Source organism: Kiritimatiella glycovorans (assembly GCF_001017655.1).
Classification (GTDB): Bacteria; Verrucomicrobiota; Kiritimatiellia; order Kiritimatiellales; family Kiritimatiellaceae; genus Kiritimatiella; species Kiritimatiella glycovorans.
The window spans coordinates 2531480-2558296 of record NZ_CP010904.1; the positions used below are offsets into that span (position 1 = coordinate 2531480).

The 26817-nt window shown below is 63.8% G+C and carries 25 protein-coding genes and 2 tRNA genes; 11 read left to right on the top strand and 16 right to left on the bottom strand.

Going from position 1 to position 26817, the window contains the following annotated elements:
- The first annotated feature begins 10 nt into the window (after positions 1-10).
- The 3 genes from L21SP4_RS10525 to L21SP4_RS10535 are packed head-to-tail and all read left to right on the top strand — an operon-like array spanning position 11 to position 3478.
- Positions 11-1192 carry a nucleoside-diphosphate kinase gene (locus L21SP4_RS10525; RefSeq protein ID WP_052882615.1) on the top strand — a complete coding sequence of 394 codons (1182 nt, stop codon included), beginning with the start codon at positions 11-13 and terminating at the stop codon, positions 1190-1192.
- Between the two features lie 10 nt (positions 1193-1202).
- Complete coding sequence (locus L21SP4_RS10530) at positions 1203-2399, top strand: amino acid aminotransferase (RefSeq protein WP_052883024.1); 1197 nt, start codon at positions 1203-1205, stop codon at positions 2397-2399.
- Positions 2396-3478: a 2-hydroxyacid dehydrogenase gene (locus tag L21SP4_RS10535; protein WP_052882616.1), complete on the top strand. Its 1083-nt coding sequence runs from the start codon at positions 2396-2398 to the stop codon at positions 3476-3478. Before L21SP4_RS10530 ends, L21SP4_RS10535 begins: the two co-directional genes overlap by 4 nt.
- Before the next feature lie 187 nt (positions 3479-3665).
- On the opposite strand, the gene L21SP4_RS10540 is transcribed toward L21SP4_RS10535, so the two are convergent.
- The 9 genes from L21SP4_RS10540 to L21SP4_RS10580 all read right to left on the bottom strand — a co-directional run bounded on the left by L21SP4_RS10540 (position 3666) and on the right by L21SP4_RS10580 (position 11535).
- Entirely contained in the window at positions 3666-4070 is a 405-nt protein-coding gene (locus tag L21SP4_RS10540; RefSeq protein ID WP_052882617.1) for a hypothetical protein, read from the bottom strand.
- A gap of 25 nt (positions 4071-4095) precedes the next feature.
- Positions 4096-4350 carry a hypothetical protein gene (locus L21SP4_RS10545; protein WP_052882618.1) on the bottom strand — a complete coding sequence of 85 codons (255 nt, stop codon included), beginning with the start codon at positions 4348-4350 and terminating at the stop codon, positions 4096-4098.
- Positions 4351-4396: 46 nt separating this feature from the next.
- Positions 4397-4479, bottom strand: a tRNA-Leu gene (locus tag L21SP4_RS10550).
- A gap of 88 nt (positions 4480-4567) precedes the next feature.
- Positions 4568-5371 (bottom strand): ParA family protein, encoded by an 804-nt coding sequence (locus L21SP4_RS10555; RefSeq protein ID WP_335334112.1) that lies wholly within the window; start codon positions 5369-5371, stop codon positions 4568-4570.
- A gap of 107 nt (positions 5372-5478) precedes the next feature.
- Complete coding sequence (locus L21SP4_RS10560; protein WP_052882619.1) at positions 5479-6360, bottom strand: glycine betaine ABC transporter substrate-binding protein; 882 nt, start codon at positions 6358-6360, stop codon at positions 5479-5481.
- A 72-nt stretch (positions 6361-6432) separates the two neighbouring features.
- A complete protein-coding gene (locus L21SP4_RS10565) occupies positions 6433-7266 on the bottom strand; it encodes an ABC transporter permease (protein WP_052882620.1) in 834 nt (277 codons plus the stop codon).
- Positions 7263-8462 carry a quaternary amine ABC transporter ATP-binding protein gene (locus L21SP4_RS10570; RefSeq protein ID WP_052882621.1) on the bottom strand — a complete coding sequence of 400 codons (1200 nt, stop codon included), beginning with the start codon at positions 8460-8462 and terminating at the stop codon, positions 7263-7265. The genes L21SP4_RS10565 and L21SP4_RS10570 overlap by 4 nt, the downstream gene beginning before the upstream one ends.
- Before the next feature lie 75 nt (positions 8463-8537).
- Positions 8538-9749: a hypothetical protein gene (locus L21SP4_RS10575; RefSeq protein ID WP_201774629.1), complete on the bottom strand. Its 1212-nt coding sequence runs from the start codon at positions 9747-9749 to the stop codon at positions 8538-8540.
- Positions 9750-10248: 499 nt separating this feature from the next.
- Positions 10249-11535, bottom strand: coding sequence for a cation diffusion facilitator family transporter (locus tag L21SP4_RS10580; RefSeq protein WP_144413836.1), 1287 nt, complete (start codon positions 11533-11535; stop codon positions 10249-10251).
- Positions 11536-11699: 164 nt separating this feature from the next.
- Between L21SP4_RS10580 and L21SP4_RS10585 the strand changes: the two genes are divergently transcribed.
- The gene (locus L21SP4_RS10585) at positions 11700-12206 is read left to right on the top strand and encodes an arsenate reductase/protein-tyrosine-phosphatase family protein (protein WP_052882624.1); all 507 of its coding nucleotides are present in this window, start codon (positions 11700-11702) and stop codon (positions 12204-12206) included.
- Positions 12207-12232: 26 nt separating this feature from the next.
- Here the strand turns inward: L21SP4_RS10585 and L21SP4_RS10590 are convergent, their stop codons facing one another.
- Positions 12233-12913, bottom strand: a complete 681-nt coding sequence (locus L21SP4_RS10590) for a hypothetical protein (RefSeq protein WP_052882625.1) — start codon at positions 12911-12913, stop codon at positions 12233-12235.
- A gap of 310 nt (positions 12914-13223) precedes the next feature.
- On the opposite strand from L21SP4_RS10590, the gene L21SP4_RS10595 reads away from it, so the two are divergent.
- The 6 genes from L21SP4_RS10595 (at position 13224) to L21SP4_RS10620 (ending at position 20173) form a co-directional block, all read left to right on the top strand.
- Positions 13224-13317: transfer RNA gene (locus tag L21SP4_RS10595), tRNA-Ser, on the top strand.
- A gap of 9 nt (positions 13318-13326) precedes the next feature.
- The gene (locus L21SP4_RS10600) at positions 13327-13923 is read left to right on the top strand and encodes an XTP/dITP diphosphatase (RefSeq protein WP_052882626.1); all 597 of its coding nucleotides are present in this window, start codon (positions 13327-13329) and stop codon (positions 13921-13923) included.
- A 3-nt stretch (positions 13924-13926) separates the two neighbouring features.
- Positions 13927-14724, top strand: a complete 798-nt coding sequence (locus L21SP4_RS10605) for an ATP-binding cassette domain-containing protein (protein WP_052882627.1) — start codon at positions 13927-13929, stop codon at positions 14722-14724.
- Between the two features lie 2 nt (positions 14725-14726).
- Positions 14727-15554, top strand: coding sequence for an ATP-binding cassette domain-containing protein (locus L21SP4_RS10610; protein WP_052882628.1), 828 nt, complete (start codon positions 14727-14729; stop codon positions 15552-15554).
- A 414-nt stretch (positions 15555-15968) separates the two neighbouring features.
- Positions 15969-17792 carry a toprim domain-containing protein gene (locus L21SP4_RS10615; RefSeq protein ID WP_052882629.1) on the top strand — a complete coding sequence of 608 codons (1824 nt, stop codon included), beginning with the start codon at positions 15969-15971 and terminating at the stop codon, positions 17790-17792.
- Positions 17789-20173, top strand: coding sequence for a DNA topoisomerase IV subunit A (locus tag L21SP4_RS10620; protein ID WP_052882630.1), 2385 nt, complete (start codon positions 17789-17791; stop codon positions 20171-20173). Before L21SP4_RS10615 ends, L21SP4_RS10620 begins: the two co-directional genes overlap by 4 nt.
- 6 nt (positions 20174-20179) lie before the next feature.
- Here L21SP4_RS10620 and L21SP4_RS10625 read toward each other — a convergent pair whose 3' ends face one another.
- From L21SP4_RS10625 to rhaM, 3 genes are all read right to left on the bottom strand, one after another.
- Positions 20180-20872 carry a zinc metallopeptidase gene (locus tag L21SP4_RS10625; protein WP_052882631.1) on the bottom strand — a complete coding sequence of 231 codons (693 nt, stop codon included), beginning with the start codon at positions 20870-20872 and terminating at the stop codon, positions 20180-20182.
- 77 nt (positions 20873-20949) lie between these two features.
- Positions 20950-22098, bottom strand: a complete 1149-nt coding sequence (locus tag L21SP4_RS10630) for a uroporphyrinogen decarboxylase family protein (protein ID WP_052882632.1) — start codon at positions 22096-22098, stop codon at positions 20950-20952.
- A gap of 33 nt (positions 22099-22131) precedes the next feature.
- Positions 22132-22446: an L-rhamnose mutarotase gene (gene rhaM / locus L21SP4_RS10635; RefSeq protein WP_052882633.1), complete on the bottom strand. Its 315-nt coding sequence runs from the start codon at positions 22444-22446 to the stop codon at positions 22132-22134.
- Positions 22447-22538: 92 nt separating this feature from the next.
- Between rhaM and L21SP4_RS10640 the strand changes: the two genes are divergently transcribed.
- Positions 22539-23417, top strand: coding sequence for a polyprenyl synthetase family protein (locus L21SP4_RS10640; protein ID WP_052882634.1), 879 nt, complete (start codon positions 22539-22541; stop codon positions 23415-23417).
- A gap of 392 nt (positions 23418-23809) precedes the next feature.
- On the opposite strand, the gene lpxB is transcribed toward L21SP4_RS10640, so the two are convergent.
- From lpxB to L21SP4_RS10655, 3 genes are read right to left on the bottom strand one after another with little or no spacing between them, the layout of a single operon-like run.
- A complete protein-coding gene (gene lpxB / locus L21SP4_RS10645) occupies positions 23810-24949 on the bottom strand; it encodes a lipid-A-disaccharide synthase (protein ID WP_052882635.1) in 1140 nt (379 codons plus the stop codon).
- The gene (locus L21SP4_RS10650) at positions 24936-25925 is read right to left on the bottom strand and encodes a Gfo/Idh/MocA family protein (RefSeq protein WP_052882636.1); all 990 of its coding nucleotides are present in this window, start codon (positions 25923-25925) and stop codon (positions 24936-24938) included. The genes lpxB and L21SP4_RS10650 overlap by 14 nt, the downstream gene beginning before the upstream one ends.
- 60 nt (positions 25926-25985) lie before the next feature.
- Positions 25986-26810: an LpxI family protein gene (locus L21SP4_RS10655; RefSeq protein ID WP_052882637.1), complete on the bottom strand. Its 825-nt coding sequence runs from the start codon at positions 26808-26810 to the stop codon at positions 25986-25988.
- Between the last annotated feature and the right edge of the window lie 7 nt (positions 26811-26817).

Consider the following 26817-nt stretch of genomic DNA (forward strand, 5'->3'; position numbering starts at 1 on the left):
GAGACGCCCCGTGGCGGATGAACTGGCATTTGCATTGATCAATCCGTACACCCTGCGCAAGTCGCGCACCGGCGGGGTGATCGCCCGCCTGATTACCCTCACGGGCCTCGAGCTGGTGGCGGCCCGCATCTTCTGCCCGTCGCAGGAGCTGGCGGAACGCTACGCCGCACTGCTTAGGGAGAACGAGGACGTCGATCCCGCCAGTCGGCCGATCCTGGCCGATTACGTCGAACACGCCTACACGCCCGACCCCAGGACGGGGCGCGGGCACCGGGTGATGATGCTCCTCTTCCGCGGCGAAGACGCCATCGGAAAGATCCGGCGTGCCACGGGCGGTCTGCGGCAGGATACCGGCTCCGCGGAAACCGTGCGCGCAACCTACGGGGACTACGTGGTCGACGACTCCGGCGAACTGATCTACCTCGAACCCGCCGTCATGATCGAGACCTCCCGCGAGTCGGTCGCCCGTACGCTGGGCCTCTGGGCGGAATACAGCGCGCGCGACGGCGGTCTTCAGGAACGCGCCGGCGACGTCGACGCGGGCGACGAGGTCCAGACCACGCTCGTGCTCATCAAGCCCGACAACTTCCGCTTCCCCAGCAGCCGCCCCGGGAACATCATCGACCTCTTCTCGCGCTCCGGTCTGAGAATCGTAGGCGCACAGGTGCACCGGATGACGGTGTCCGAAGCCCTCGAATTCTACGGACCGGTGCGCGAGGTGCTGCGCGAAAAGCTGCGCTCAAAGGCCGCGGAGCTGGCCTCCTCCGCCGTGGAACATGAACTCGGGTTCACGATCCCCGACGAAGTCCGCGGCCGGCTGGCCGATGAACTCGGCCCCCTCTATGCCGACGACCAGTTTTACCGGATCATCCGGTTCATGACCGGCATGTGGGTTCCGGACGTGCCGGAGAAGGACCGCTCGCTGCCGGGCAGGGAACGCTGCCTGGCCATCGTCTACAAGGGACGCCATGCGATCGACCGCATCCGCTCGATCCTCGGCCCCACCGACCCCGACAAGGCGGAACCGGGCTCGGTCCGGCGCGAGTTCGGCCGCGATATCATGGTCAACGCCGCGCACGCCTCCGACTCGCCCGATAACGCGGCACGCGAACTGAATATTATCCGCGTGGAAAAAGACACCATCCGGTCCTGGTACGAGGCGTACTACGAAACACCCAAAAAAGAGGGATGAGACGATGAGCCTGTGGAAGAATATCGACCCCGCGCCCCCGGACGCCATCCTGGGACTCACCGAGGCCTTCAAAAAGGACCGGAACCCGAATAAAGTCAATCTCGGCGTAGGCATCTACAAGGCCGACAACGGCCGGACCCCGGTACTGGAATCGGTGCGCGAGGCCGAGCGCCGCATTCTGGATGCCGGAGAGGAAAAGACCTACCTGCCCATCACCGGGTCCGAGGCCTACGGCGAGGCGGTCCGCGGGCTGCTCTTCGGCGAAAACGCCGGGGCGATGTCGGAACGCGCGGTGACCGCACACGCCCCGGGCGGCACCGGCGCCCTGCGGCTGGGGGCCGACCTCCTGCAGCGGTTCCGCTCCGCGTCGACCGTCTGGGTCAGCGACCCCACCTGGGCGAACCACCACGGGATCTTTGCGGCAGCGGGATTCGAGATCCAATCCTACCCCTACTACGACCGCGAAAACAGCAGGCTGGATTTCGACGCGATGCTCGCCGCCCTGAAGGACGTGCCCGCGAACGACATCGTTCTGCTGCACGTCTGCTGCCACAATCCGACCGGCGAAGACCTTTCGCCCGAGCAGTGGGAAGCGCTCGCCGCGGCGGCATGCGAAAAGGGGTGGATCCCGTTCCTCGATTTCGCCTACCAGGGATTCGCGGAAGGACTGGAGGCGGATCGGCGGGGGGTCCGCGCGATGGCGGAGGCCGGGCCGGACTGTCTGATCGCCGGCTCGTTCTCCAAGAACTTCGGCCTCTACTGCGAACGGGCCGGCTCTCTGACGCTGACCGCCCACACCGCGGACGACGCCGCCACCGCCGAGAGCCACCTCAAGAAGACGGCGCGCGTGCTCTACTCCAACCCGCCCGCCCACGGGGCGCGGATCGTCACCACGATCCTCGACGACCCGACCCTCGCCGCGCAGTGGAAAGAGGAACTGGCCGGGATGCGCCGGCGGATCCACGCCATGCGCCGTCAGCTCGCGGACGGTCTGCGCTCGCGCGACGTGCCGCTCGAATGCGATCACTTCGAACGGCAGCAGGGCATGTTCTCGTTCAGCGGGCTGAACGGGGAACAGGTCGACTTCCTCCGCGACGAAAAGAGCATCTACATCGTGCGCAGCGGACGGATCAACGTGTCCGGACTCACGGCCGACAATATCGATTACGTATGCGAGTCGATCGCCGAGGCGGTGAAAACCCGATGAGCGCGCCCTCGATCCTGTTCTTCGACGCGAAATCGTACGACCGCGAATTTTTCCAGGCCGCGAACGGGAATTTCGGGTACGAGCTCACGTTTCTGGGCCATCGGCTGACCGGGGAGAGCGCGCGCCTGGCGGAGGGGCACGACGCCGTGTGTGCGTTCGTCAACGACCGCCTCTCGCCGGAGGTGGCCGACACACTGGCGGACAGCGGGATCGGGCTGGTGGCCCTGCGCTGCGCGGGGTATAACAACGTCGACCTCCGCTCCTTTTTCGGACGCATTCACGTCGTACGCGTGCCGGCGTATTCCCCGCATGCCGTGGCGGAACACACCCTGGCCCTCATCCTGTCGCTGAACCGCAAGACTCACCGCGCGTATTACCGGACCCGCGACGGGAATTTCGCGATCGAGGGACTGCTCGGGTTCGACATGGCGGGCAAGACCGCCGGCGTGGTGGGCACCGGCAGTATCGGCCGCTGTGCGGCACAGCTTTTGCGCGGGTTCGGCATGGAGGTGCTCGCCTTTGACGTAAACCCCGACCTCGAATGGGCGGAGCGCTCGGGCGTGACCTACGTGGACATGGGGGAACTGTACCGCCGCTCACACCTCATCACGCTCCACTGCCCCCTCACCTCCGACAACCATCACATGATCAACGCCGATACCATCGGGCAGATGCGCGACGGGGTCATGATCATCAATACCGGCCGCGGCGGGCTGATCGACGCCCCGGCACTCACCGAGGCCCTGAAAGACCGCAAGGTCGGCGCGGCCGGACTGGACGTCTACGAGGAAGAGGATCAGTACTTCTTCGAGGATTTCTCGGTCCGGGGGCTGGACGACGACGTCCTCGCGCGCCTGCTGACCTTTCCCAATGTGCTGATCACCTCGCACCAGGCCTTTTTCACACGCGAGGCGCTCACCAATATCGCCGACACGACGCTCGGCAATATCCGCGACTACTTCGAGGGGCGGCCGCTGGAAAACGAGATCTGCTACCGCTGCTGCGACGAGGGCTGCCGCAAAGAGGAAAAAGGGCGCTGCTTTGAATCCGGGCCGGAATCCGCCCCGCCGTCGGAGTGATCACCACAGGATGTGTACCCGGAGCGTCGAAGGCGCGATCTCTCCGCCTTCGGCCCTTTATGCCTTCGGCGGACAGGCTAAGCGCGCCGATCGCTTGCGGACGGCCCGGAGGTCCGTCCCTACCTTCACGCACGGGTACAGTACGAGTACGATATTTCCCCGGGTGTCCCCATGTGGAACTCAGGAGTCATTGCTCGTGTTTTCGAACTCTCTCTTCTCCACGCCCCTGCGCCCTTTCTCCCTGCGAACGGTGATGCCGGCGGCTGCGGTGCGGGCGTTTGCGGTGCGACAGTGAAGACCGACGCGGCTTCCGGGGCCTGAAAAGGCGGGAGTCGGCCTCGCCCCACAGGTGGCGGAACCAGAGGCGGGCGGTTGCGACAATGACGGAAATGCCGCAGATAATCACGGTAATCACCAGGATCAGGCGCGCGCGCCCCTGAGCGTCGATATTGCCCGTCTCCGCCTCACGCTGCATTTCGGCATAACCGAACAGTCCCAGCAGGAGCACGATGAGGGCGAACAGCAGCAGCCCGTAATTAGGCCGCAGCCGGAACATGGCCACTTTGCCGCTGCCGGCGGAGTTCATACGCATGGGGCGTCTCTCATTACTCCGCCTCTCAGAATCCGTCCCGGCCGCGCAACACTCCGAAGAGGAAAGGCGCGAAGGAAGCGATCATACACAAACCCGCGAGCAGTGCGGTCACGCACGCCGCGAGGCAAACCGGCTGCCGGCTGGTTGCATCCCCCTCCTGCACACCCTGAGCAAGATAGGTGGTCACCAGACCGCCCAGCAGGAGAATCAGCAGCGCCAGCCACCAGAGACTGTAATTCGGGGTGACTTTCATAGCCACCTGACCATCCACCCGATTCATCCGGTCTATCCCCTTGTCACCCTGCAGAAAAAGCGTGTTCCTCTAGTGGGCGCGGCGGGACTCGAACCCGCAGGCCTGAGCGGCACGAGATCCTAAATCTCGCGTGTTTACCAGTTTCACCACGCGCCCGCCGGCGTCCACCGATTTATGCCCCAAGATAGCGACTGGGGTGGCGTTGACAATATCTTTTTGGATTAACCTTCCCCTCCCCGCTCTCTCAGGGGGTGGTCATGTCCGTGCCGGGCGTGTGCCGCATCAGAAATTCACCGGCCAGGCGACGGTAGGCTTCGCTGCCGGGACTGTGCGGATCGTAGTCCGTCACGGGCCGACCGTAGCTCGGCGCCTCGCTGAGGCGGACGCTGCGCGGAATGAGCGTCTCATAGACGCTAGATCCGAAATGTGTGCGGACCTCTTCGACCACCTGACGTGAGAGGTTGGTTCGCGCGTCGAACATCGTCATCACGATCCCGTCCAGTCGCAGCTCCGGATTGGCGCCGTCCGCCAGGCGGCGGATGATGTCGGTGATCACGCTCAGCCCCTCCAGGGCGTAATATTCGCACTGGATCGGCACGATCACCTGCTGCACGGCGGCGAGCGCGTTCATGAAGAGGATGCCGAGGGAGGGGGGGCAGTCCAGAAAGATATAGTCGTAACGGCGGTCGTCGACCAGCGGGGTGAGGCATCGTTTAAGGCAGTGCAGGTAGCGTTCCGTGCGGGCGATATCCACTTCCGCGCCCGCGAGGTCGAGTTCCGAGGGGAGCAGGTCGAGGTTTTCGATCCCCGTGCCGTGGACCGCCTCCTGCGCGCCGGTTTCGCCAAGCAGTGCGCGGTAGATGCTTTGTCCGGGGGTCGATTCGACGCCCAGCCCGCTGGTGGCGTTGGCCTGCGGGTCCAGATCCACCAGCAGCACCCGTTTGCCCTGTTCGGCGATACAGGCGGACAGATTGACCGCGGTCGTGGTCTTGCCCACGCCGCCCTTCTGATTGGCCAGTGCTGTGAGTCGTGTCGACATGCGCGCCATTTAAGCGGATATCCCGTTCGGCGGGAAGCGGGATCGGGAGAAAAGAACCCAAAAACGAGGCGCGCTCCGGAGAGCGCGCCTCATCGACGTCCGTGTTATGAACGGACTTATCCGCCGATCCAGCTGTTGACGAGGTCCATGTGTTCCTCTTTCCACTGGCGGGCGGCTTCGAGTTTGTTTTCCTTGTTGTTGCGCAGCTTGTTCATCAGCGTACCGATCTGCTGATCGTTGAACTTCATCGCCTTGAACAGCGCGTAGACCTCGGGCAGGTCTTTCTCGATTCCGAGACGGGCGACCGCCTGGACGGTTTCGACATCCCCGTAGACCTTTTCGGGATCGTCCAGGAACTTCAGGTCCCAGCGGGCGAACTTCCAGTGCGGAGCCCAGCCCGTCACGGCGATCCACTCTTTCTTGTCGACCGCGCGTTTCAGCGACGCCGTCATCGCCGGGCCGCTCGAGGAGACCAGCTTGTAGTCGAGATCGTAGGCGGGGATCGCCTTCTCGGTGGTCTTCATGATGCCGGCGCCCGGATCGATTCCGATGATCTCGCCGTCGAACTGCGCCTTGTACTGGTTCATCTCCGCGATCGAGTCGCACTTCACGTACTGCGGAACGACGAGGCCGATGCGGGCCGAATCGTACCAGCAGCCGACCTTCTGGATGTCGTCGCCGTACTTCTTCATGTACGATTTATGGGTGACCGGAAGCCACGTTTCCACAAAGACGTCCTGCGAACCGCTCGCCACGGCGGTGAACATCGGGGCCACGTCGGCCATCGTGAGGTTCACCTTGTAGTTCATGTCGTCCTCGAGGATCGACTTCACGAGGTGCGCAACGGCAACCCCTTCGGCCCAGTTCACGTAGCCGATGTTGACTTCTTTTTTGGCCGGACCGGAGTCCTTCTGCCAGGGCCACTTGAATCCGGTGGCCGTCGTGAGCGCGGCGCAGAACACCGTCGCGATCAGCATACCGTTGATGAAACGCTTCATAATATTCTCCTTTTGCGGTTGTGTGTGCTCTCTTTCCGCCCTCCTCCGGGGAAGGCGCTCCCACGGGAACGGTCAGGACGTGCTGCCGCTGCCGAGGGAATAGGTGATCCGGTCGAGGATCATGGCGAGGATCACAATCGCGATTCCCGCTTCGAACCCCTGACCGATTTCCATTCGGGTGATGCCGTTGTATACCTCTTTACCGAGGCCTTCGGCCCCGATCATCGCGGCAATCACCACCATGGACAGGGACAGCATGATGGTCTGGTTCACGCCCGCGAGGATGCTGGGCATCGCCATCGGGAGCTGAACCTTGACCAGCTGCTGCATCGGGGTCGACCCGAACGACTCCGCCGCCTCCATCACGTCGGACGGTAGCTGGCGAATACCGAGGTTGGTCAGACGCACGGCCGGCGGCATCGCGAAGATCACCGTCGCCACGGCGCCGGGGACGTTCCCGAGCTGGAAGAACAGGATGGCCGGGATCAGATACACGTAGGCCGGCATGGTCTGCATGAAGTCGAGAATCGGGCGCACCACGCGCTCCACGCCGTCCTTCCAGGCGCAGACGATCCCCAGCGGGATACCGATGAGCAGCGCGAAGAACGTCGCCGCCAGCACCAGCGCCAGTGACTGCATCGTCGCCGCCCACAATTCCATGAGGGCGATCAGGAACAGGCCGAGGAACGTGAAGATGGCCATTTTGCGGCTCCCCACCTTCCAGGCGATGGCGCTGATAATGATGATCATGATGAGCGCCGGCGGCAGGTTCAGCAGCATCTCCATGAAGCCGATCGTGGCGTCGATGAGCGCGCGGAGGCCGTTGAACAGACCCTCGAAATTATCGAGCAGCCAGTCGACCCCTTTCTCAAAATACGGTCCCAGATGAAACGTAAACGGGATCATTCCGCTCCTCCTTCTCCGGCGATGCCGGACAGCAGATCGGCGCGGGTGACGATGCCCAGGAAGCGGCCCTCATCGCCGACCACGGCGAAGGGAATGCTGCTTCCGGACGCGTCCGCGACCATGTCGGCGATCGAGGTGTCCGGCTTGACGGTATTCACGTCCTTGACGAGGATCTCCTTGAGGTCCGTCTTGCCTTCCTTCGACGCGCCCACGGCCTCGTCGATCCTGACATACCCCTGCAGTTTCCGGTCCTGATCGGTGACGAACACCGTCGACAAACCCGACTGGCGCATATGGCGCATCGCCTGATGCGGACCGTCCTTATGCAGTGCCAGCGTATCGGGCCGGCGCATGATGGTGCGCGCGGTGATCACCTTGGAGCGGTCCACGTTTTCCACAAAGGCCCGCACGTATTCGTCCGCCGGCAGGGTGATGATCTGTTCCGGCGTCCCGATCTGGACGATCACGCCGTCCTTCATGATCGCAATCCGGTCGCCGATCTTGAGTGCCTCGTCGAGATCGTGGGTAATGAAGACCACCGTCTTGTGCATCTCCGCCTGCATATCGAGCAGCTCGTCCTGCATCTGCGTGCGGATGAGCGGGTCGAGTGCGCTGAACGCCTCATCCATGAGCAGGATTTCGGGATTGGTGGCCAGTGCCCGGGCCAGACCGACCCGCTGCTGCATACCGCCGCTGAGCGACTGCACCGGGCTTGATTCGTAGCCTTCGAGGCCGACCTGGCGGATGGCGTCCATCACCTTGTCCTTGCGGTCCGCCTCCGGCACACCGCGGATTTCGAGGCCGTAGCCGACATTGTCGGTCACGTTGCGGTGGGGCAGGAGCCCGAAGTGCTGGAAGACCATCGAGTACTTGACGCGCCGGATCTCGCGCAGGCGTTCTTTCGAAACCTGGCGGACATCCTCGCCGTCGAGAATGACGGAGCCCATGCTGGGCTCGATGAGCCGGTTGAGACAACGCAGGAGCGTGGATTTGCCGCTCCCGGAGAGACCCATCACGACGAAAACTTCGCCGTTGTTGATGGTGAATTCGGCGTTGTTCACGCCTACGGTGCATCCGGTCCGCTTGAGGATTTCCTCCTTGGCGACCCCTTTGTCCACGAGCTTTCTGGCCGCGGGGACCCGGTGACCGAAGATCTTGTAAAGTCCTTTGCATTCAATGCAGGCTTCGCCCGCCATACACGCCTCCCTGTTGGGGGGAATAACGTCCCGCCCCGCCCTGAGGCGGCGCGGGACGCGTTCAAGCGGCCGGACTCAGAAGTAGAATCCGACGTTAACGTTAAAACGAGTCTGCCACTCGTTTTCCGTGGTCCCCGCACCGGAGGCCAGTCCGTTGTCCCAGTTGCCGCCAAGCCACGGCTGATTACGGCCCGAAGCCACATCCACGTAGGTGAACCAGCGCCCGGAAGCGATCATGCAGCCGAGCACGTTCTGCTCGGAATCCTCAAACGCCCCGTCGTCCTTCACGAGAATACTGTAATCATCGTAGAAGGTCAGCGAATCGATCATGTCCCAGGCGATCGGAAGCGTGTAGGCGAGACCCGCGCAGTAGATCTGCCCCTTCGAGGCGATCAGGTACGGGGCGTCGTACGCGCCCATCATCACGTAGCTGCCGCTGTCGTAGGTGCTCGGACCCATCGTGTAGCCATTGGCGTTTTCGAGGCTGTACTCGTAACGGATCGCCTCGAGCTGGAGGTTCCAGCGGCCGTAGTCGCCGTTGAGGTGCAGGCACCCCGCATAACGGTCACCGTCGTCATCGTCCACGTCGACTTCAATCTTGCCGGCCTGCAGAGAGGCTCCGATCTCGGTCGTCGCATTGGAGCCGTGCTCCATGGTGTACGTCAGACGCGCATTACCCTGGTGCTTCTCCTGGTTGCCGTTGAAGTCCTCGTTGACGAGGTCGTAGGAGTAGCGGGCCGAATCTTCGGAATTGCCGGTCCAGTGCCCTTCATCGGCGATGTAGTATGCGAGCTTGAAGTTCCAGGGACCGTTCTGGTAGATGCTCTTGATCCCCGTGTCATAGTCGTCTTCCAGCCCCACGTAGTAAGGCATCTGGAAGAACCAGTTGTGCGAGGCGTACGGCTGGATCCCGAAGGGAACCTGGTGCACGCCGAGCTGGACCTGGTACTGGTCGCTGAAGCGGTACCCCAGCCAGCCGTGGTGCAGCATGCTGTAGCCGTCGCTCCAGTCGAAATCCTGAAGCCCTTCGGTGAACACGACGCCGCCGTTGTAGTAGCGGTATTCCAGCGATCCGATCACGTTGTTCGTGTCGAGATCGAGATTCAGCCGGACGGTATCCATGGTCAGCTCGCCGCCCTCGTAGGTGTCGTCCCAATCACGCCACTGGTAGTTCACCCGCGCCGCTCCGCCAACCCGCACCGGGCCCGCGTAGAGCGCATCCGCCGCGAGTGCGGAACCCGCGACCATCATCGTCATCAATGCAATTAAACACTGCCTCATAGGCATAGTTTATTCTCCTTTCCCTGTTCCTCGTTCTTCCCCGCCGCCTCCGGCCCGCTCTGCACCCGCGTTTCACCCCATCAAAAAACTGAGCGTGGAAACAGTCAGCCCCCTCCGGCCCCGCAACACGGGACGCCGGAAGCGGCTTCGAGCACATGCACCGACCGTCAACGGCCCTGCAGACACGCGATCAATCCGCGCGTTATACAACAATCTTGCCGAAAATCAAGCGTTTTCGCGTGGCGACCGGAGCCAGGCGCGGGAAGTGGGAAGCAGACGGGATGCCGGAAGAAGGAAGTGAGGGGTTGGGCGGGGGAATTAGAAGTCAGAGTCAGAATCAGAGTCAGAGTCAGAGGGAGTGAGAAACCTGAGACCTGAGACCTGAGTAAGAGGGAGAGACCTGAGGGAGTGAGAGACCTGAAACCTGAAACCTGAGTAAGAGGGAGTGAGAGACCTGAGATCTGAGTTTCTCTTCTGTGTTTCCCTGTGCCTTTTTGTGGCCCCTTTATTCCCTTCCGCTCTTCCGCGAATCCCCCGCATCTCTTTGTGGCCCGTCTCCCGACACATCATAACTCTTCCTCCGCATCGGTTCGCTGGCCATTTCCCGTTCGACGCCGATTTCGACCTTTTTCACGGCGGGGAGCTTTTCCCGCACCCGCTCACGGACTTCGCCGAACACCGCGCCGTATTGATCGGGCGGAATCTCGATGCGCACGACGACATCAAACGCGAGCCGCATATCGCCCTCCCCGCCGCTGACCCGGATGTCGTGCACCTCGCGCAGCCGGTCGTCGGCGTCCACGATCTCCTGCAGCGCCGCACGCACCGGTTCGTAGGCGGGATGGCGGAAGTCGACCGGATCGACGTGCGCCACGGCGCGGCGACCGGTCCTTTCGACCGCCTCCTCCGCCCGCTCCGCAATTTCGTGGGCCTCGTAGACGGTGAGCGCCCCGGAGACCTCGACATGGAAGGAGACCAGGGCGATATCGCCGTAGCTGTGCACCACGATATCGTGCGCATCGCGCACACCCTGCACGGACTTTATTTTGTGTTCCAGGTCCAGCAGTTCTTCCCCCGAGGGCGCCGTGCCGAGCAGTGCGCGTAAGGCGTCGCGTGCGTAGCGTACGCCGATGGCGGCGATGAACAACGAGACGCCGATGGCCGCCCAGCCGTCCACAGCCGGCCAGCCGACCACCGCCCCGCCGAGCGCCACCAGCGCAAGGGCGGTGCTGGCGATATCGAATCCGTGGTTCCAGGCGTCGGCTTCAAGGACCCGTGACCGGGTGACGCGCGCGAGCGCCCGGGCAAAACACGCCAGCCAGGCCTTCACGGCCAGGGTCGCGACCACCACCGCCAGCACCTGCGGGGTCACGCGGATCGGCTCGGGCTGCAGCAGGCGCAGGATTCCGCCGCGGGCCAGTTCAATGGCGACGATGATAAAGGCGATCGCCAGGACGAGGGCGCTGATGTACTCCGCGCGGCCGTAGCCGAAAGGGTGGCGGCGATCCCGGGGGCGACGCGCCATGCGGAACCCCGCGGCGACGGCCACACTGCTTCCCACGTCGGTAAGGTTGTTCAACCCGTCGGCGATCAGGGCCACGCTGTTGGCCGCGAACCCGAAGATCAGCTTGACCAGGCACAACAGCGCGCTGAAGACGGTGCTGACCACCCCTTCCCACCACCCGATGCGGGTGCGATATTCCGAGTCGGCGGGGTCGGAGCCCTCCGGGACCAGGCGGCGGACCAGCATACGGGCCCACGGCTCAGCGATCCCGGCTCCGCTTTCACTCACGGCACGCACACGCACCTCAGCACCGGGGCCGGCAGCACGGGGTTCAACACCTTGGACGTTTCCATGACACTCCTTCCGGTTCGTGTTGGCGGGCCGGGGTTGCGGTTGCGTCGAACCGCCGCTGCGGCTAGATTATGTCCATGAGAAAGGTTGAAGAGTAAAGCATGTTTCCTTTTAAGCGCCGCTTTCACATCCTGATCGTCTGCCGGAACAACGTGACGCGCAGCGCCTTCTTCGAGGGCTATCTTATCCATTACCTGCGCCGGTACCGTCCCCGCGCCCTTCGAAAGATCGCACTCCGTTCGGCGGGCGTCCAGGCCTCCGAGGGCAATTCCGCGCACGCCGTGGTGCAGTTCATCGCGCGCCGCGAAGGATTCCGGCTCACCGGTCACCGCTCCACCCCCCTCTCCGACCGGCTCCTGAAGTGGGCGGATCTCGTGCTCACGATGAGCGCCGGGCAGCGGGACGAAATCCTGGCGAACTGGCCGGAGACGGACGGCGGCAAAGTGTATCGGCTGGCCGATTACGGCTGGGGGGAGGAGGACGGCGGGGACCTGGACATGCCCGATCCGACGGGGCGCGAAGCGGAGGACTTCCAGGGATTCGTCGACCGGGCCCGCACGGAGGCGGACCGGCTGCTTTACGAACTGGTCCACCGGCAGATCATCTGACGCCGGTGGTTCACGGCCGGCGCCGGCTAGCCGTCCGGCATCAGGAAGTCGCGGTACAGCTCGTAGTTATCCATCAGGTGCTGAATCTTGGCCTTGAGCTCCTTCTGATCCTGCGGGGCGGCGTTCTGATAGCTTTTGATGAGGTCGACGAAGACCTCCTGCACCTTCGGTGGCTGGTACTGGCCGGTATTCTTGAACCAGTTCAGCGCCTCGTACGTGAAAAAGGTCTTCTGAAACTCGTCTTCGTCGACTCGGCGTACGACGATCTGCTGGAGCATGCGCATCATGACGTCACGCGCCGTGTTGCGCACGGAGGGGGACACCGCGTTGGTGGCGGTGACGTGGAACTGCGTGAACGTCTCCATCGCCTGTTCGTAGGAAAAATAGAGATCGGCGACCTTTTCGCCGTCGTCCACCCGGAAATGCTCCGCCCACACCAGCTCGCCCTTCAAGGCGGCCGCGGTGAATCGGTTCGGATCCTTCCCGGTGAGAAAGACCTTCTCGCCGTCGGAATCGAAGCGATCCGAGCGCAGGTTGCCGATGCGGACCGTGACGGGCGAGGCATCCGCGTCCTGCCGCTTCAGCACTACACGATTCCAGGCCTTCACATCGACCACTTCGTACCATTCCGCGGGAACGGTGGAGACGAAGGCGCCCGCCAGGAGGAGCGCCGTGATTACCGCGAGTTTGCGACTTCCGATTTTCATGGTCGGCAGTATCGCGCCGGACACCCCCCGAGGCAATGGAAATCGGGATGGTCTCTTTGCTTACGGAGATCGTGGAAAACGTGGCAGTCGTGGAAATCGGGATGCCTTCTTTTCCTTACGGAGATCGTGAAAATCGTGGCAGTCGTGGAAATCGGGATGGTTCCTTTTACTTACGGAGATCGTGGAAATCGTGGCAGTCGTGGAAATCGGGATGCCTTCTTTTCCTTACGGAGATGACCGTGAACGGGGGGGGCGGGCGATTGACGCCCCGACCGCGCTCCGCTACACTGCGCCGCGCTGCATACTTAAAGGAGGGTTGGCAGAGTCCGGTTGATTGCGCACGACTCGAAATCGTGTAGGCGGTTGATCCCGCCTCGGGGGTTCGAATCCCTCACCCTCCGCCACTTCTACCGATGAAACTCGTACTGGCGACACGCAATCCCCATAAGCGGGAAGAAATCGAGGCGATCTTCGATGGCCCCGGTCTCGATATCGTCGCCCTGGATGCCTTTCCCGACGCCCCGGAGGTGGAGGAGGACCGCGATACGTTCGAGGGCAACGCGATCAAGAAGGCCGTCGAAATCGCGCGGTGGACGGGGCTGCGGGCTCTGGCCGACGACTCGGGACTCGAGGTCGACGCCCTCGGCGGCGCGCCGGGCGTATGGTCGGCGCGCTACGCCGGGCCGGAGGCGGACTACGAGGCCAACAATCGCAAGCTGCTTGCCGCCCTCGCCGGCGCCGGGGACCGCACCGCCCGTTTCCGCACCGTGATGGCGCTGGCGGACCCCGACGGCACGGTCCGCACGGTGGAGGGTTCATGCGAAGGCGCCATCACGGAGGAACCGCGCGGGATGCGCGGATTCGGTTACGACCCGCTGTTCGTACTCCGGGGCGACACGCGCACGTTCGCGGAACTCGACGCCGCGGAAAAGAACCGGGTGTCCCACCGCGCCCGCGCCCTGCACAAGGCGCGGGAGGCCTGGACCGGGCTCCTCTCGGAGGAGATGTAACGGATGGCCGCCGGCACCCCCCTGCTCGAGGTCGAAGACCTGCGCGTGACGTTTTCGCAGGCTGGCGCAGCGACCCGGGCGGTGGACGGGATTTCCTTCTCCGTCGGACGGGGCGAAACCGTCGCGCTCGTCGGAGAAAGCGGGAGCGGGAAGAGCGTCACCGCCCTCGCCCTGGGCGGACTCGTTCCGCCGCCCGGACGGGTCGAGGCCGGGCGCATCCGCCTGGGCGATCAGCGGCTCGAACACACCAACGAACGGGAACTGAGCCGGATGCGGGGGAACCGCCTCGCCTATATCTTCCAGGAACCCGCCATGGCGCTCAATCCCGTCTTCCGCATCGGATGGCAGATCGCCGAAGCGATAAAACTTCACCGGCGCGACGTGGCCGTCCGTCCCGAGATCGAACGCCTGCTCGAACGCGTGCGGCTGCCGTCCCGTGTGCGGCGCGCCTACCCCCACGAACTGAGCGGCGGCATGCAGCAGCGCGCGATGCTCGCGATGGCGCTGGCCTGCGATCCCGAACTGCTGGTGGCCGACGAACCCACCACCGCGCTGGACGTCACGGTGCAGGAGGAGATCCTCAAACTCCTCGTCCGGCTGCGCGGGGAGACGGGCATGTCGATCCTGCTGATCACCCATAACTTCGGCCTGGTCTCCGGCATCGCGGAACGCCTCTACGTCATGAACGCGGGCCGGATCGTCGAGCACGGGCCCACGGGGGAAGTGCTCCGGCACCCCCGGGATGCGTATACCCGGCGGCTCATCGACGCCATACCCCGTCTTCATCCGGCGGGAGAATGAGAATGAACGCAATGGAGGATACATCAGGGCGTAAGGACCGAAGGATCCCGCTGGTGGAGACCGGGGGGCTTGAGGTCACCTACGGCACGGGCCGGGAAAAGGTCCGCGCCGTTCGCGGCGTCGATCTGGCGATCGCCCCCGGCGAGGCGCTGGGGCTGGTCGGCGAGAGCGGATGCGGTAAGAGTTCACTGGGACGTGCGCTGCTCAGACTGGAAGATCCGTCTTCCGGCGAAGTGCTCTTCGAGGGTTCCCCCGTGACCGGGCTGAGGGGGGCGGCCCTCAAAGCGTTCCGCCGTCGCGCCCAGATCATCTTCCAGGACCCCTTCGGATCGCTGAATCCCAGGCTCAAGGTGGGGCGCGCGATCGAGGAAGTGCTCCATATTCACGGACTCGGCGCGGACAACCCGGCGCGCCGGCGCAGGGTGCGCGAGCTGCTCGACGACGTCGGCCTCGAACCCGCGTTCGCCGACCGCTATCCGCATGAATTCAGCGGCGGGCAGCGACAGCGCATCTGCATCGCCCGCGCCCTCGCACTCGACCCCGTATTCCTCGTCGCCGACGAACCCGTCTCCGCCCTCGACGTCTCCGTCCAGGCCAATATCCTGGACCTCCTGCGCCGCATCCGCGCCGAACGCGACATCGCCATGCTCTTCATCAGCCACGACCTCGCCGTGGTGCGCGCCGTCTGCGAGCGGATCGCCGTCATGAAAGACGGGGAAATCGTGGAAACCGGAACCGCCGACCAGGTCTGCGACCGCCCCCGCCACGCCTATACGAAAAAGCTTCTCTCCGCCGTACCCGATCTCGCGGGGATCGGGGAGGGAGCATGAGAGTCAGAGTTTGAGACCTGAGTGAAGAGCTGAGTGGGAGTGAAGAGCTGAGTGGGAGGGCTGAGACCTGAGACCTGAGTAAGAAATCTGAGTGATGATCTCTTACTCAAGTTTCAGGTCTCAGGCTTCTCACTCACTCTTACTCAGGCTTCAGGTCTCAGGTTTCTCACTCACTCTTACTCAGGTTTCAGGTCTCAGGTCTCACACTCAAGAATGTCTCAGGCCTCCCACTCAATCCTACAATTTCAGTTCTTCGTAAATTTACGAAGAACTTCTCTTGTCCTCATCTCTTGTCAAAGATGGCAGTCTTCCTCCCTTTCTCCTTTGCGCGGAGGCGAAGCGCCTGATATCCTGCCCCGATCATTTTCAACGGCCCTGCGGCCCCGGTCCGCGGGGCGCGAACCCGGAACGACGATGGCGAAGAAACAGGCGCACCAGTACACCGAAGACAAGGTCAAGACCCTCTCCTCGCTCGAGCATATCCGTACCCGCACCGGTATGTACATCGGGCGGCTCGGCGACGGCTCGAACTACGAGGACGGCATCTACATCCTGCTCAAGGAGGTCCTCGACAACGCGGTCGACGAGTTCATCATGGGGTACGGCCGCAAGGTCGACTTGACGATCGAGGAGTCCACGGTATCGGTCCGCGATTACGGCCGCGGCATCCCGCTGGGTAAGGTCGTCGAATGCGTCTCGCGGATCAATACCGGCGCGAAGTACAACAACGACGTATTCCAGTTCAGCGTGGGGCTGAACGGCGTGGGCACCAAGGCGGTCAACGCCCTCTCCACCGAATTCACGGTGCGCAGCCACCGCGAGGGACGCTTCTTCCAGGCCGACTTCGAGCGCGGTGAACCGGTCAACGAAAAGAAGGGTAAAACGGATGAACCGGACGGCACGTTTATCCGCTTCACCCCCGACCCCGAGATCTTCGGAACCTACGCCTTCCGCGAAGAACACCTCGAACGCCGCCTGCGCTTCTATGCGTATCTCAACGCGGGCCTCAAGCTCATCTACAACGGCGCGCGGATCGAATCGGAGGGCGGCATCCTCGATCTGATCGAGGACGAAACCTCGTATGAGAAGCTCTACGGCCCCCTGCACTACCGCGACAAGAAACTCGAGTTCGCCTTCACTCACACCAACCGGTTCAGCGAGGACTACTTCTCGTTCGTCAACGGACAGTACACGACGGGCGGCGGGACACACCTGAGCGCCTTCCGCGAGGGGATCCTGCGCGCCGTCAACGAATACTCGAAGGGCCGGTATTCCGGCGACGACGTACGCGAGGGGATGCTGGGCGCGATCTCCGTACGCCTGCAGGACCCCGTCTTCGAGTCGCAGACCAAGAACCGCCTCGGCAACACCGAAATCCGCTCCGACCTGGTCAACGAGATCCAGCAGCGCGCGGTGGAACTCCTGCACCGCAACAAACCCGAAGCGGAGAAGATGATCAACAAGATCGTCGAGACGCAGAAATTCCGCAAGGAACTCAACGCCGTTAAGAAACTCGCCCGGGAGCGTTCGAAGGCGATCTCGATTCGCGTTCCGCAGCTCAAGGACTGCAAGAAACACCTGGACAAGACCGCCGGAAAGCACACGGACACGATGATCTTCATCACCGAGGGGCAGTCCGCCGCCGGCTCGCTGGTGAGCTGCCGCGACGTGCATACCCAGGCGATCTACACGCTGAAGGGCAAGCCGCTCAACGTCTGCGACCTGAAAAAAGACGCCCTGTACAAAAACGAGGAGATCTTCAACCTGATGAAGAGCCTCGACATCGAGGAATCGATCGACCGCCTGCGCTACCAGCACGTGATCCTCGCCACGGACGCGGATGTCGACGGCCTGCACATCCGCAACCTGATGCTCACCTTCTTTCTCCGATTCTTCCCCGAACTGGTGCAGGACGGGCATCTGGAGATTCTCGAGACACCGCTCTTCCGCGCGCGGACGAAGAAGAAGACCCTCTACTGCTACTCGGAGGAGGAGCGCGACCGCGCGGTGGAGGAACTGGGCAGGCAGTGCGAAGTGACCCGGTTCAAGGGTCTGGGCGAGATCTCGCCGGACGAGTTCAAGGGGTTTATCAACGAGGACATGCGCCTGACGCCGGTTCGGATGAAGGGCGAGCACTCGATCGCGGAGACCCTGAGTTTCTACATGGGACGCAACACGCCGGACCGGCGCGAGTACATCATGAATCACCTCGTGATCGACGAAGAGGTGCTGCGATGAGTCCCGGCGGTCAGCAGGAAATGTTCTTCAGCGGAAAACCGGAGGAGAACAGGCCGGAAAAACCGCCGCGGCGGCCCGACCCGGAACCCGAGCCGGAACCGGACCCGGAACCGGAGACTGAACCCGAAAAGCCGGAACCGGAAGCCAGACCGACCTCCGAAACGGAATCGGAGCGAAAGACGGTGCAGCCGGAAGACACCCCCGAAGAGCCAAGCCGAACGGACACGATGAGCAGCGACGAGAAAAAGAAGACCCGGAAGGCGTCGAAAAAAAAGAGCGCCGGACGCACGGCCAAGCGGAAGCCGGCGCGGAATAAAACCTCCGCTCACGCCGCGGCAAAGCCCAAGCCGGAAACCGTAGCATCCTCCGGCGGCTCCGCAGGCGGCAACGGCAAACCTCCGCCGCGCGATCACATCCCCGTGGACCATCCCCACGGTCCCCTGACGGACCTGATCGATTTCAATTTTCTCCAGTACGCCTCCTACGTCATCTGCGAACGCGCGATCCCGAATCTCATGGACGGGCTCAAGCCGGTCCAGCGGCGCATCATGCACGCCCTGCACCAGATGGACGACGGGCGCTTTATCAAGGTCGCCAACGTCGTGGGGCACACCATGCAGTTCCACCCGCACGGCGACATGTCGATCGGCGACGCGCTGGTCGGGCTGGTCAACAAGGAATACCTGATCGAGGGCCAGGGCAACTTCGGGAATCCGTTCACCGGCGATCCCGCCGCGGCGCCCCGCTATATCGAGTGCCGGCTGACCGAGCTGGCGCGCGCGGAGGTCTTCAACCCGGACCTGACCGAATTTGTGCCGAGTTACGACGGACGCAAACAGGAACCGGTCACGCTGCCGGCCAAAGTCCCGCTGCTGCTGATGCTCGGCGCGGAGGGCATCGCGGTGGGCCTCTCCACCCGCATTCCGTCGCACAATTTCATCGAGCTGCTCGAGGCCCAGATCGAAATCCTCAACGAGAAGAAATCGTCCCCCGCCGCAATTCGCCTCCTGCCCGATTTTCAGTCGGGCGGCCTGATGGACGCCTCGGAATACGAAAAGGGGCGCGGCAAACTCAAGCTGCGGGCACGCATCGAAAAACGCGGCAAGGGACGTCTGGCGGTCACGGAACTGCCGGCGGGCCAGACCACCGAATCGCTGATCTCCTCCATCGAAGACGGCGTGAAAAAGAAAAAGGTCCCCGTCCGCAGCATCAGCGACTACACCTCGGAGAAGATCGAGGTAGAGCTGGTGCTGAACCAGGGCGCGGACCAGGACCGCGCGATCAAGGCGCTGTACGCGTTCACTCACGCGGAGGTCTCGCTCTCGTGCCGCCCGGTGGTGATCCATCACCGGCGACCGCGCGAAATGGATACGGAGGAGATTCTCCGGGAGAACACGTCCCGCACGCTTGACCTGCTCAAACAGGAACTCGAGCTGCGGCGGCATAAACTGACCGAGGAGATCCACGCCAAAACCCTCGCCCAGATCTTCATCGAAAACCGCCTCTACAAGAAGATCGAGGAGTGCACAACCTGGGACGCGGTACGCAAGGCGGTGTTCAAGGGGCTCACGCCGTTCCGCGACCGGCTCACGCGCGACGTGACGGACGAGGACGTCGACATGCTGCTGGCGATCCGCATCCGGCGCATCTCGCGGTTCGATATTGAAAAGAACCAGCAGGACATCGAGAAGCTGGCGAAGGAGCTGGCGGAGGTCGAAAAGAACCTCCGCAACCTCAAGGCCTACGCCGTCCGCTATATCAAGGCCCTGATCAAGAAGTACCGGACCCGCTTCCCCCGCCGTGCGGAGGAGACGACGTTCCAGGAGATCGAGGTGCGCAAACTTACCTCGCGCGAACTGAAGATCCATCTCGACACGGAAAAGGGGTATCTCGGCAGCCAGGTCAAGGGGGACCCCGTGCTGGAATGTTCGTCGCTCGACAAACTGATGATTTTCTTCGGCGACGGCCGCTACCGGGTGATGCCGCCTCCGGACACGCTGTTCGTCGACGACCAGCTCTCCTACTGCGGCAAGTACGATCGCGAGGCCGTCTTCACTGCGGTGTATACCGAGGAGGACAACACGTACGTGAAGCGCTTTGCCGTCGGAGGCGCGATCATGAACCGCGACTACCGGTTTGCCCCGGAAGGCGCGAAGGTCATCCTGTTCGAGCCGGGCGAGCCGGACAGGATCTACGTAAAGTACCGCAAACGGAAGAAACAGCGGATCAACCAGCAGGCCTTCGATCTGACCGGGCTCGACCGCAAGGGCGCCCGGGCACGCGGCAAGCGGATGACGACCAAACCCGTCGACCGCATCGCCACCGAACCGGGCCGCTGGTGGAAGACGGACGAGGATTCGCCCGACGGGGTGCTGCTTTAGCCGGAGCTATTCGTCGCCGCCCAGCAGGCCGGTGCGCACGAGGAAGTAGAGCAGTGTCATGATCGCCGAGACCGCGGCGGCGAGGTAGGTGAGGAACGCGGCGTTGAGCACCCGCCCCGACTGATCGCGTTCGGAGGGCGAGACGACACCGGCGGCCACCATCTGCTGTTTCGCGCGCGCGGTGGCGTCCCATTCGACGGGCAGGGTGATCAGCGAGAACAGCACCGTCACCGCGAACAGGACGATGCCGATTTTGGCCATCGACATCGCTCCGAAGAAGATGCCGATCAGGATGAAGATATAGGCGGCGTTACTGCTGAGCTGGGTCATCGGCACCATGGCCGTGCGGAACTGCAGCGGCGCGTAGTGGGCGGCGTGCTGCAGGGCGTGTCCGGCTTCATGACAGGCCACGCCGACGGCGGAGAGCGAGTCGGAATCGGCGACGTCCGGCGAGAGGTTGAGCGTGCGGTTGGCGGGGTTGTAGTGATCGCTGAGAAAACCGCGCGTGCGGCGTATCTCCACCTGGTTCAGCCCCCGCGCGTCCAGCATCCGCCTCGCGGCCTCGGCGCCGGTCATGCCGCTCGAAGACCGAACCCGGCTGTATTTCTTGAACGTGTGCTGCGTCTTGAACTGCGCGAATCCGGCCAGGGCCAGGGCCGGCAGCAGAAACAGCATGTACAGCGGATCGAAGAAAAACATCGTGCACCCTCCCTTTGGTCCGACGCATTAGACCCGTTGCGGGAGGGGGTGTTCAAGTCAAAGCCGCGCGGCGGGATCTAATACGCCCCTCCGTCCCGCGCAGCCCGGTAGAGGGCCACGATATTCTCCGGCGGGACGCCGCCCTGTATATTATGCACGTTGTTGAAGACGAAGCCGCCGCCGGGCTTGAAGATGTCCACGTTATGGCGGACGTGTTCGTAGACGTCTTCGGAAGAGGCGACGGGCAGCACGTGCTGCGAATCACAGGCTCCTCCCCAGAACGTGATGCGGTCGCCCCACTCTCTCTTGAGCTTTTCGGGGTCCATGCCGCGCGCGCTGATCTGGACCGGGTTGAGCGCCTGGACGCCGTTTTCGATCAGGTCGGGAATGTACTCCCGGCAGTCGCCGCAGGTGTGATACCACAGCTTCGCCGAAGCGTGTTCCCGGATGTACCGCGCCACCTTCTGCTGACGCGGCTTCACGATGCTGCGATAGATCTTCGGGTCGAAGAGCGGACCCGACTGGCCGGCCAGGTCGTCGCCGATCATGATCACGTCCACCACGTCGCCGACCTCGTCGCAGAACACGCGGAAGAAATCCATCCAGAAGTCACAGACCCGGTCGATCACCGCCTCGCAGAACTCCGGCTCGGTCATCAGGTCGCAGAACCACTGCTCGAGCCCGCGCAGATACCAGCACGTCTCGTACACCACGCCGGAGATGCCGCTCACCACGGCATACGGGGTCTCGTTGCGCAGCGTCAGTGCGCGCTCGCGAAGTCCCTCGAACCGGCCCGGGTCGTCGCCTTTCGGGAAAGGATAATCGCGGACGTCGTCGAGGGTGGCCTCCGCGAGAGGATGATGCGTGATGTCCATGTAACGCGGCGCGTCGTCGGGCATGGACCAGCGCACCCCGAACTCGTCCACGAGATCGTGCCACACCTTGCCGTCGCGCTCATTGCGTTCGATGGTTCCGTCGAAGTCGGAGGCCGCGCCGGCGGCGATGTAGCGGGTGTCGACCTGAAACTCCTGCAACAGTTCCTCGCAGGGCCGCGCAAGCTGCTGCACCGGATCCATGATCGTAACCTCGTCGTCGATCCCGAGGTGCTCGATCAGATCGCGGTACGCGTCCTTGTGAATCCCGGTCTGGTTGCCGCCCAGATCGATCGGCACGCGGTCCGGTTCCTCGTGATTCAGCGCCGTGAGCACCCTCTCTCTCGATGTCATCCCATCCCCCTCGAGTATGAATTCCGTCCGTCTTCAGTCCATATGAAACATTTCGCGCAGCGGGGTCACGACCGGCGCGTTGTCCGGCTCGGTTTCCATCAGGTCGGCCATCATGTCCCACCACTTGCGCACGACCTCCTTCTGCGGGAGATCATCGGCCGTATGATCGTCGGAGAGTTTCTGAAAGGCGAAGAGCGTCAGCGTCTCCTCGTCCAGAAAAATACTGTAATCGGAGATCCCGGCCCGCCGGATCTCGGCTTCCAGTTCCGGCCAGATCTCGTCATGGCGCTTCTTGTACTCTGCCTCGCATCCCGGCTTCAGTTTCATTTTGAAAGCATTGCGCTGCATCTCGTGCTCCTTTCGATGGTTGTGTTATATCTCCCGTATCGCCCGAATGAAATGGACACCATGGCCTGACTTTTGCACATTCTGACCGGGACATGAACGCAGAAACCACACCGAATCCGGCGGCTGCTCCGCACGACCGCTTTATGGCGCGTTGGCGCGAAGAACTGGAGCGTTCCCTCGAACACCTCGCTCCCGCGGAGGACGTCCGCCCCGGACGCCTGCACCGGGCGATGCGCCACGCCCTTTTTCCCGGCGGAAAGCGCCTCCGTCCGATGCTCTGCCTCGCGGCCGCGGAGCTCTACGGCGAAGTCGGCGGGACCGCGCTCCACGCCGCCTGCGCGCTTGAATTCTTTCACACCTACACGCTGGTGCACGACGATCTTCCCTGCATGGACGACGACGATACGCGCCGGGGGCGGCCGACGGTCCATCGCGCCTTTGACCCCGCGCTGGCGGTGCTCGCGGGAGACGCGCTGCAGACCCTGTCCTTCGAAGTCCTCGCCGGCTGCGCGCCGCAGGACCCCTGCGGACCGGGCCGGCTCGTCGCTGAACTCGCCTCCGCGGGCGGGAGCCGCGGCGTGGCCGGGGGACAGGCCGGGGATCTGGCCGCCGCGGAGACCCCGCCGGACGCGGAGCAGCTCGACTACATCCACCTGCACAAGACCGCGGCCCTGATCCGCGCGGCGGTCCGCATCGGAGCCATGTGCGGAGGGGCCCGTGCCGACGATCTCGAGGCGCTCTCCGAATACGGATGCGAACTCGGACTTGCATTCCAGATCATAGACGACCTGCTCGACACGAAGCGCGACGGCGAACAGGCGGATTACGTCAAGGTGCACGGAAAGGCGGAGGCGCGCGAGGCCGCCGAGGCCCGCACCGCCGCGGCGCTCGCCGCCCTGGGCCGGATCCGTCACCGCGACACCGCCGTCCTGCACTCCTTCGCGGAAGAAATGCTGAAGCGGAACGTCTAGCGTTCGGGTCTCAGGTCTCAGCCCTCCCACTCAACCCCTGATCCCCTCTTACTCAGGTTTCAGGTTTCAGCCCTCCCACTCAATATCCAATCCCCTCTTACTCAGGTTTCAGGTTTCAGCCCTCCCACTCAACCCCTGATCCCCTCTTACTCAGGTTTCAGGTTTCAGCCCTCCCACTCAACCCCTGATCCCCTCTTACTCAGGTTTCAGGTTTCAGCCCTCCCACTCAACCCCTGATCCCCTCTTACTCAGGTTTCAGGTTTCAGCCCTCCCACTCAACCCCTGATCCCCTCTTACTCAGGTTTCAGGTTTCAGCCCTCCCACTCAACCCCTGATCCCCTCTTACTCAGGTCTCAGGTTTCAGCCCTCCCACTCAATATCCAATCCCCTCTTCATCTGCCCACGTCCCGGATGATCAGCCGTGCGACGTTTTCTTCGGGCAGCGAGGCGGTGTCGAGCACCGTCCAGATCTCCCTGAAGATCGCGCGCATGGTGCCGCGCAGGTCGTCATCGTCGAGCAGTCGTTCGACCGCCTCGGACAGTCGGCCGGGGGTGGCCTTTTTCTGGATGAATTCGGGACACACCTCGCGGCCTGCGACCAGGTTGACGATACCGAGATAGGGCACGCGGATGAGCATCCGGCCGAGCAGGTAATTGAGCCAGTGGGTCTTGTAGACGACGGCGGTCGGGCACTCGAACAGGGCGCTCTCGAGCGTCGCCGTACCGGACGCCACGAGGGCCGCGTCGGCCTGGCGCAGCACCTCGCGGGTCGAGCCGGCCACGAGTTCGGCGCCGCGCACCGCCCCTCCCAGCGCGTCCCAGATCTGCTGCGCGGTCTCCTGCTGCCACCGGGGCACGGAGATCAGGAATCCCGTTTCGGGGCGGCGACGGCGGAGCTGCAGCACGGTCTGACGAAACACCGGCAGCAGGTAGCGCAGCTCCTGCCGGCGGCTTCCCGGCAGGAGCGCGATTCTTCGCTCGCCGGGCCACGGCATCGGAACCGGACGGCTCTGCCGGTGTTCGCAGATCTCCTCGACGAACGGGTGCCCGACGAAATCCACATTCAGGCTCGTTCCGCGAAACACGTCGGGTTCGAAAGGGAAGATGACCATCAGCCGGTCGATCGCTTCAGCCATCCGGCCGATACGTCCGCGATTCCAGGCCCAGACCTGGGGGGAGATGTAGTAAAAGACCTTCACGCCGCGGCGTTTGAGCTGCCGCGCGAGGCGCAGGTTGAAGCCGGGGTAGTCGACCAGCAGGGCGGCCTCCGGCCGGCGGGCCTCGACCTCGTCGAGTACGTGCCGGAAGACCCGGCGAAAGAAGGAGAGTCGTTCCAGCACCTCCGAGATCCCCAGCACCGCCATGTCGGAGACGTCGTAGAGACACTCCATCCCTTCGGCGCGGCACGATTCACCGCCGACCCCCCAGAGCGTCCAGTCCGCACCGCGCCGCCGGAGGGCCTTGAGCACCCGTCCGACGTGCATATCGCCCGACTCTTCGCCGGTCACTACCAGCAGGTTATCCTCGGCCACGATCAGGGCTCTCCGTTTGGGCGCGTGACATCTCCGTCCGCTGTCCGCTTTCGATCACCCGCACCGCCAGCTTCAACGCCTCGTAGGCCTCCTCCCCGCTCACCTGCGGGCGGCCGCGCGCGGCGACGCATGCGGTGAAGGCGCGCAGTTCCCGCGTCAGCTGGTCGCCCTTTTCGACGGGAACGGACTCGCGCTCGATCCGACCTTCCCCGCGGCGGTAGATCTCGCCTGCCTGCTTCTTATAATCGAGCGAAATATAACTGTCGGACGTAAAGACACGGATTTTACGCATCTGCTCCGGACTGATGCGGCTCGAGGTGACATTGGCAACGCAACCGTTTTCAAATTCCAGCCGGGCGTTGGAGATGTCCTCGGTGGGACTCAGCACCGGAACCCCCACGGCGCGCAGATCGGAGAGCGGAGAGCGGACGAGGTGCAGGATGACCTCCAGGTCGTGGATCATCAGGTCGAGCACCACGCTCACCTCCGTCCCGCGCGGCACGGCGCCCTCGCGCGCGGGGGGATACGGCGCGAGTCGATGGGCTTCGATGAACCGCGGCGGGGTCTCGGCGAGCTGCTGTTCGAGATATCCGAGCACCGGGTTGAAGCGTTCGATGTGGCCGACCTGCAGCATGACGCCGTGCTGCTGGGAGAGGCGCACGAGTTCCCGGGCCTCCGAGGTGGAGGCCGCGATCGGCTTCTCCACCAGCACATGGCACCCCTGTTCGATCAGGCGTCCGGCCACCTGCCGGTGAAGGTCCGTGGGCACGGCCACGCTGACGGCATCGCAGGCCTCCGCCAGCCCGTCCACTCCGTCCAGAACCTGAGTGCCCAGTTTCTCCGCCATGGCCGCGGCCCTTTCGCGGTCGGCGTCGCAGATTCCGACCAGCTCGGCCTCGTCCATTTCGGAATAGATCCGGGCGTGATGGCGTCCCAGGCTCCCCACACCGATCACACCCACCCGCACCTTATCCATGGTCCCTCCCGCATCCGCGATTCAATCCGCATCCCCGTTTCAGACTCCCGCGCCGGAACCTCAGCGAACCACGATCGCCAGACCGGCCCTGTCGGCTTCGGCGCACACTTTTTCCTTCTCCAGCATAATCGCGCGGCCGGCCTCGAGGGCCACCGCCCCGGCCCGTATCCTGCGGAGCACGCGAATGGTCCGCACGCCGAGCACCGGGATATCGAACCGCATATCGTGGCCCGGCTTGGCGCGTTTGATCATGACCGCGCCCCGCCCGCCCAGTCTGCCCGCGCGCCGGAGCGTACGGTTCGTGCCCTCGAACGCCTCGACGGCGAGGATTGTCCCGTCCTTTACGACCACGGTCTGCCCGATGTCCAGCTCGCCGATCCGGCCGGCCGCCTCCCATCCCAGCTCGATATCGCGGGCTTCCCGTTCCCCGGGCGCGCGGCGGGTCAGCGTACCCCGCCCGGCGAGGTGCGCTTCCATGTAGCGGGCGGCCGGTTCGACCTCGATGCCCGCGGCGCGCAGCTCTTCGACGACCGCACCGAAGATCGTATGGGCGTTCCAGGCCGGGAGCCTTTGAAGCAGCTCGCGGGCCCGGCGGTCCATGCGCACGCGGAAGAGGTTGCGGGGCGCGATCTGTCCGGCCATCACGGCGCGTTTCACCCCGCTGGACCGGAGGGCTTCCAGCAGGGCTTCCAGTTCGCCCACGCGCAGCCAGACGGTCTCGTCGGCTGAGCGTTCGATGCGACGCGGCGTCTCTCCCCGGAAGGCCATGACGACGATGCGCGGCACGCCCTGTCTGCGTGCCGACTCCGCCAGCAGCAACGGATAGGCGCCCCTGCCCGCGATCACGGCCAGCGGAGATTCCTCGGGATGCCCCTCAGCGCTCATGGCCGAA

Excerpts from the sequence above, each read along its gene's own strand:
- L21SP4_RS10535 (WP_052882616.1), top strand. The coding sequence starts at position 2,396 with ATGAGCGCGCCCTCGATCCTGTTCTTCGACGCGAAATCGTACGACCGC.
- L21SP4_RS10540 (WP_052882617.1), bottom strand. The coding sequence starts at position 4,070 with ATGCGTATGAACTCCGCCGGCAGCGGCAAAGTGGCCATGTTCCGGCTG.
- L21SP4_RS10545 (WP_052882618.1), bottom strand. The coding sequence starts at position 4,350 with ATGAATCGGGTGGATGGTCAGGTGGCTATGAAAGTCACCCCGAATTAC.
- L21SP4_RS10555 (WP_335334112.1), bottom strand. The coding sequence starts at position 5,371 with ATGGCGCGCATGTCGACACGACTCACAGCACTGGCCAATCAGAAGGGC.
- L21SP4_RS10560 (WP_052882619.1), bottom strand. The coding sequence starts at position 6,360 with ATGAAGCGTTTCATCAACGGTATGCTGATCGCGACGGTGTTCTGCGCC.
- L21SP4_RS10565 (WP_052882620.1), bottom strand. The coding sequence starts at position 7,266 with ATGATCCCGTTTACGTTTCATCTGGGACCGTATTTTGAGAAAGGGGTC.
- L21SP4_RS10570 (WP_052882621.1), bottom strand. The coding sequence starts at position 8,462 with ATGGCGGGCGAAGCCTGCATTGAATGCAAAGGACTTTACAAGATCTTC.
- L21SP4_RS10575 (WP_201774629.1), bottom strand. The coding sequence starts at position 9,749 with ATGCCTATGAGGCAGTGTTTAATTGCATTGATGACGATGATGGTCGCG.
- L21SP4_RS10585 (WP_052882624.1), top strand. The coding sequence starts at position 11,700 with ATGTTTCCTTTTAAGCGCCGCTTTCACATCCTGATCGTCTGCCGGAAC.
- L21SP4_RS10590 (WP_052882625.1), bottom strand. The coding sequence starts at position 12,913 with ATGAAAATCGGAAGTCGCAAACTCGCGGTAATCACGGCGCTCCTCCTG.
- L21SP4_RS10600 (WP_052882626.1), top strand. The coding sequence starts at position 13,327 with ATGAAACTCGTACTGGCGACACGCAATCCCCATAAGCGGGAAGAAATC.
- L21SP4_RS10605 (WP_052882627.1), top strand. The coding sequence starts at position 13,927 with ATGGCCGCCGGCACCCCCCTGCTCGAGGTCGAAGACCTGCGCGTGACG.
- L21SP4_RS10610 (WP_052882628.1), top strand. The coding sequence starts at position 14,727 with ATGAACGCAATGGAGGATACATCAGGGCGTAAGGACCGAAGGATCCCG.
- L21SP4_RS10615 (WP_052882629.1), top strand. The coding sequence starts at position 15,969 with ATGGCGAAGAAACAGGCGCACCAGTACACCGAAGACAAGGTCAAGACC.
- L21SP4_RS10620 (WP_052882630.1), top strand. The coding sequence starts at position 17,789 with ATGAGTCCCGGCGGTCAGCAGGAAATGTTCTTCAGCGGAAAACCGGAG.
- L21SP4_RS10625 (WP_052882631.1), bottom strand. The coding sequence starts at position 20,872 with ATGTTTTTCTTCGATCCGCTGTACATGCTGTTTCTGCTGCCGGCCCTG.
- L21SP4_RS10630 (WP_052882632.1), bottom strand. The coding sequence starts at position 22,098 with ATGACATCGAGAGAGAGGGTGCTCACGGCGCTGAATCACGAGGAACCG.
- rhaM (WP_052882633.1), bottom strand. The coding sequence starts at position 22,446 with ATGCAGCGCAATGCTTTCAAAATGAAACTGAAGCCGGGATGCGAGGCA.
- L21SP4_RS10640 (WP_052882634.1), top strand. The coding sequence starts at position 22,539 with ATGAACGCAGAAACCACACCGAATCCGGCGGCTGCTCCGCACGACCGC.
- L21SP4_RS10650 (WP_052882636.1), bottom strand. The coding sequence starts at position 25,925 with ATGGATAAGGTGCGGGTGGGTGTGATCGGTGTGGGGAGCCTGGGACGC.
- L21SP4_RS10655 (WP_052882637.1), bottom strand. The coding sequence starts at position 26,810 with ATGAGCGCTGAGGGGCATCCCGAGGAATCTCCGCTGGCCGTGATCGCG.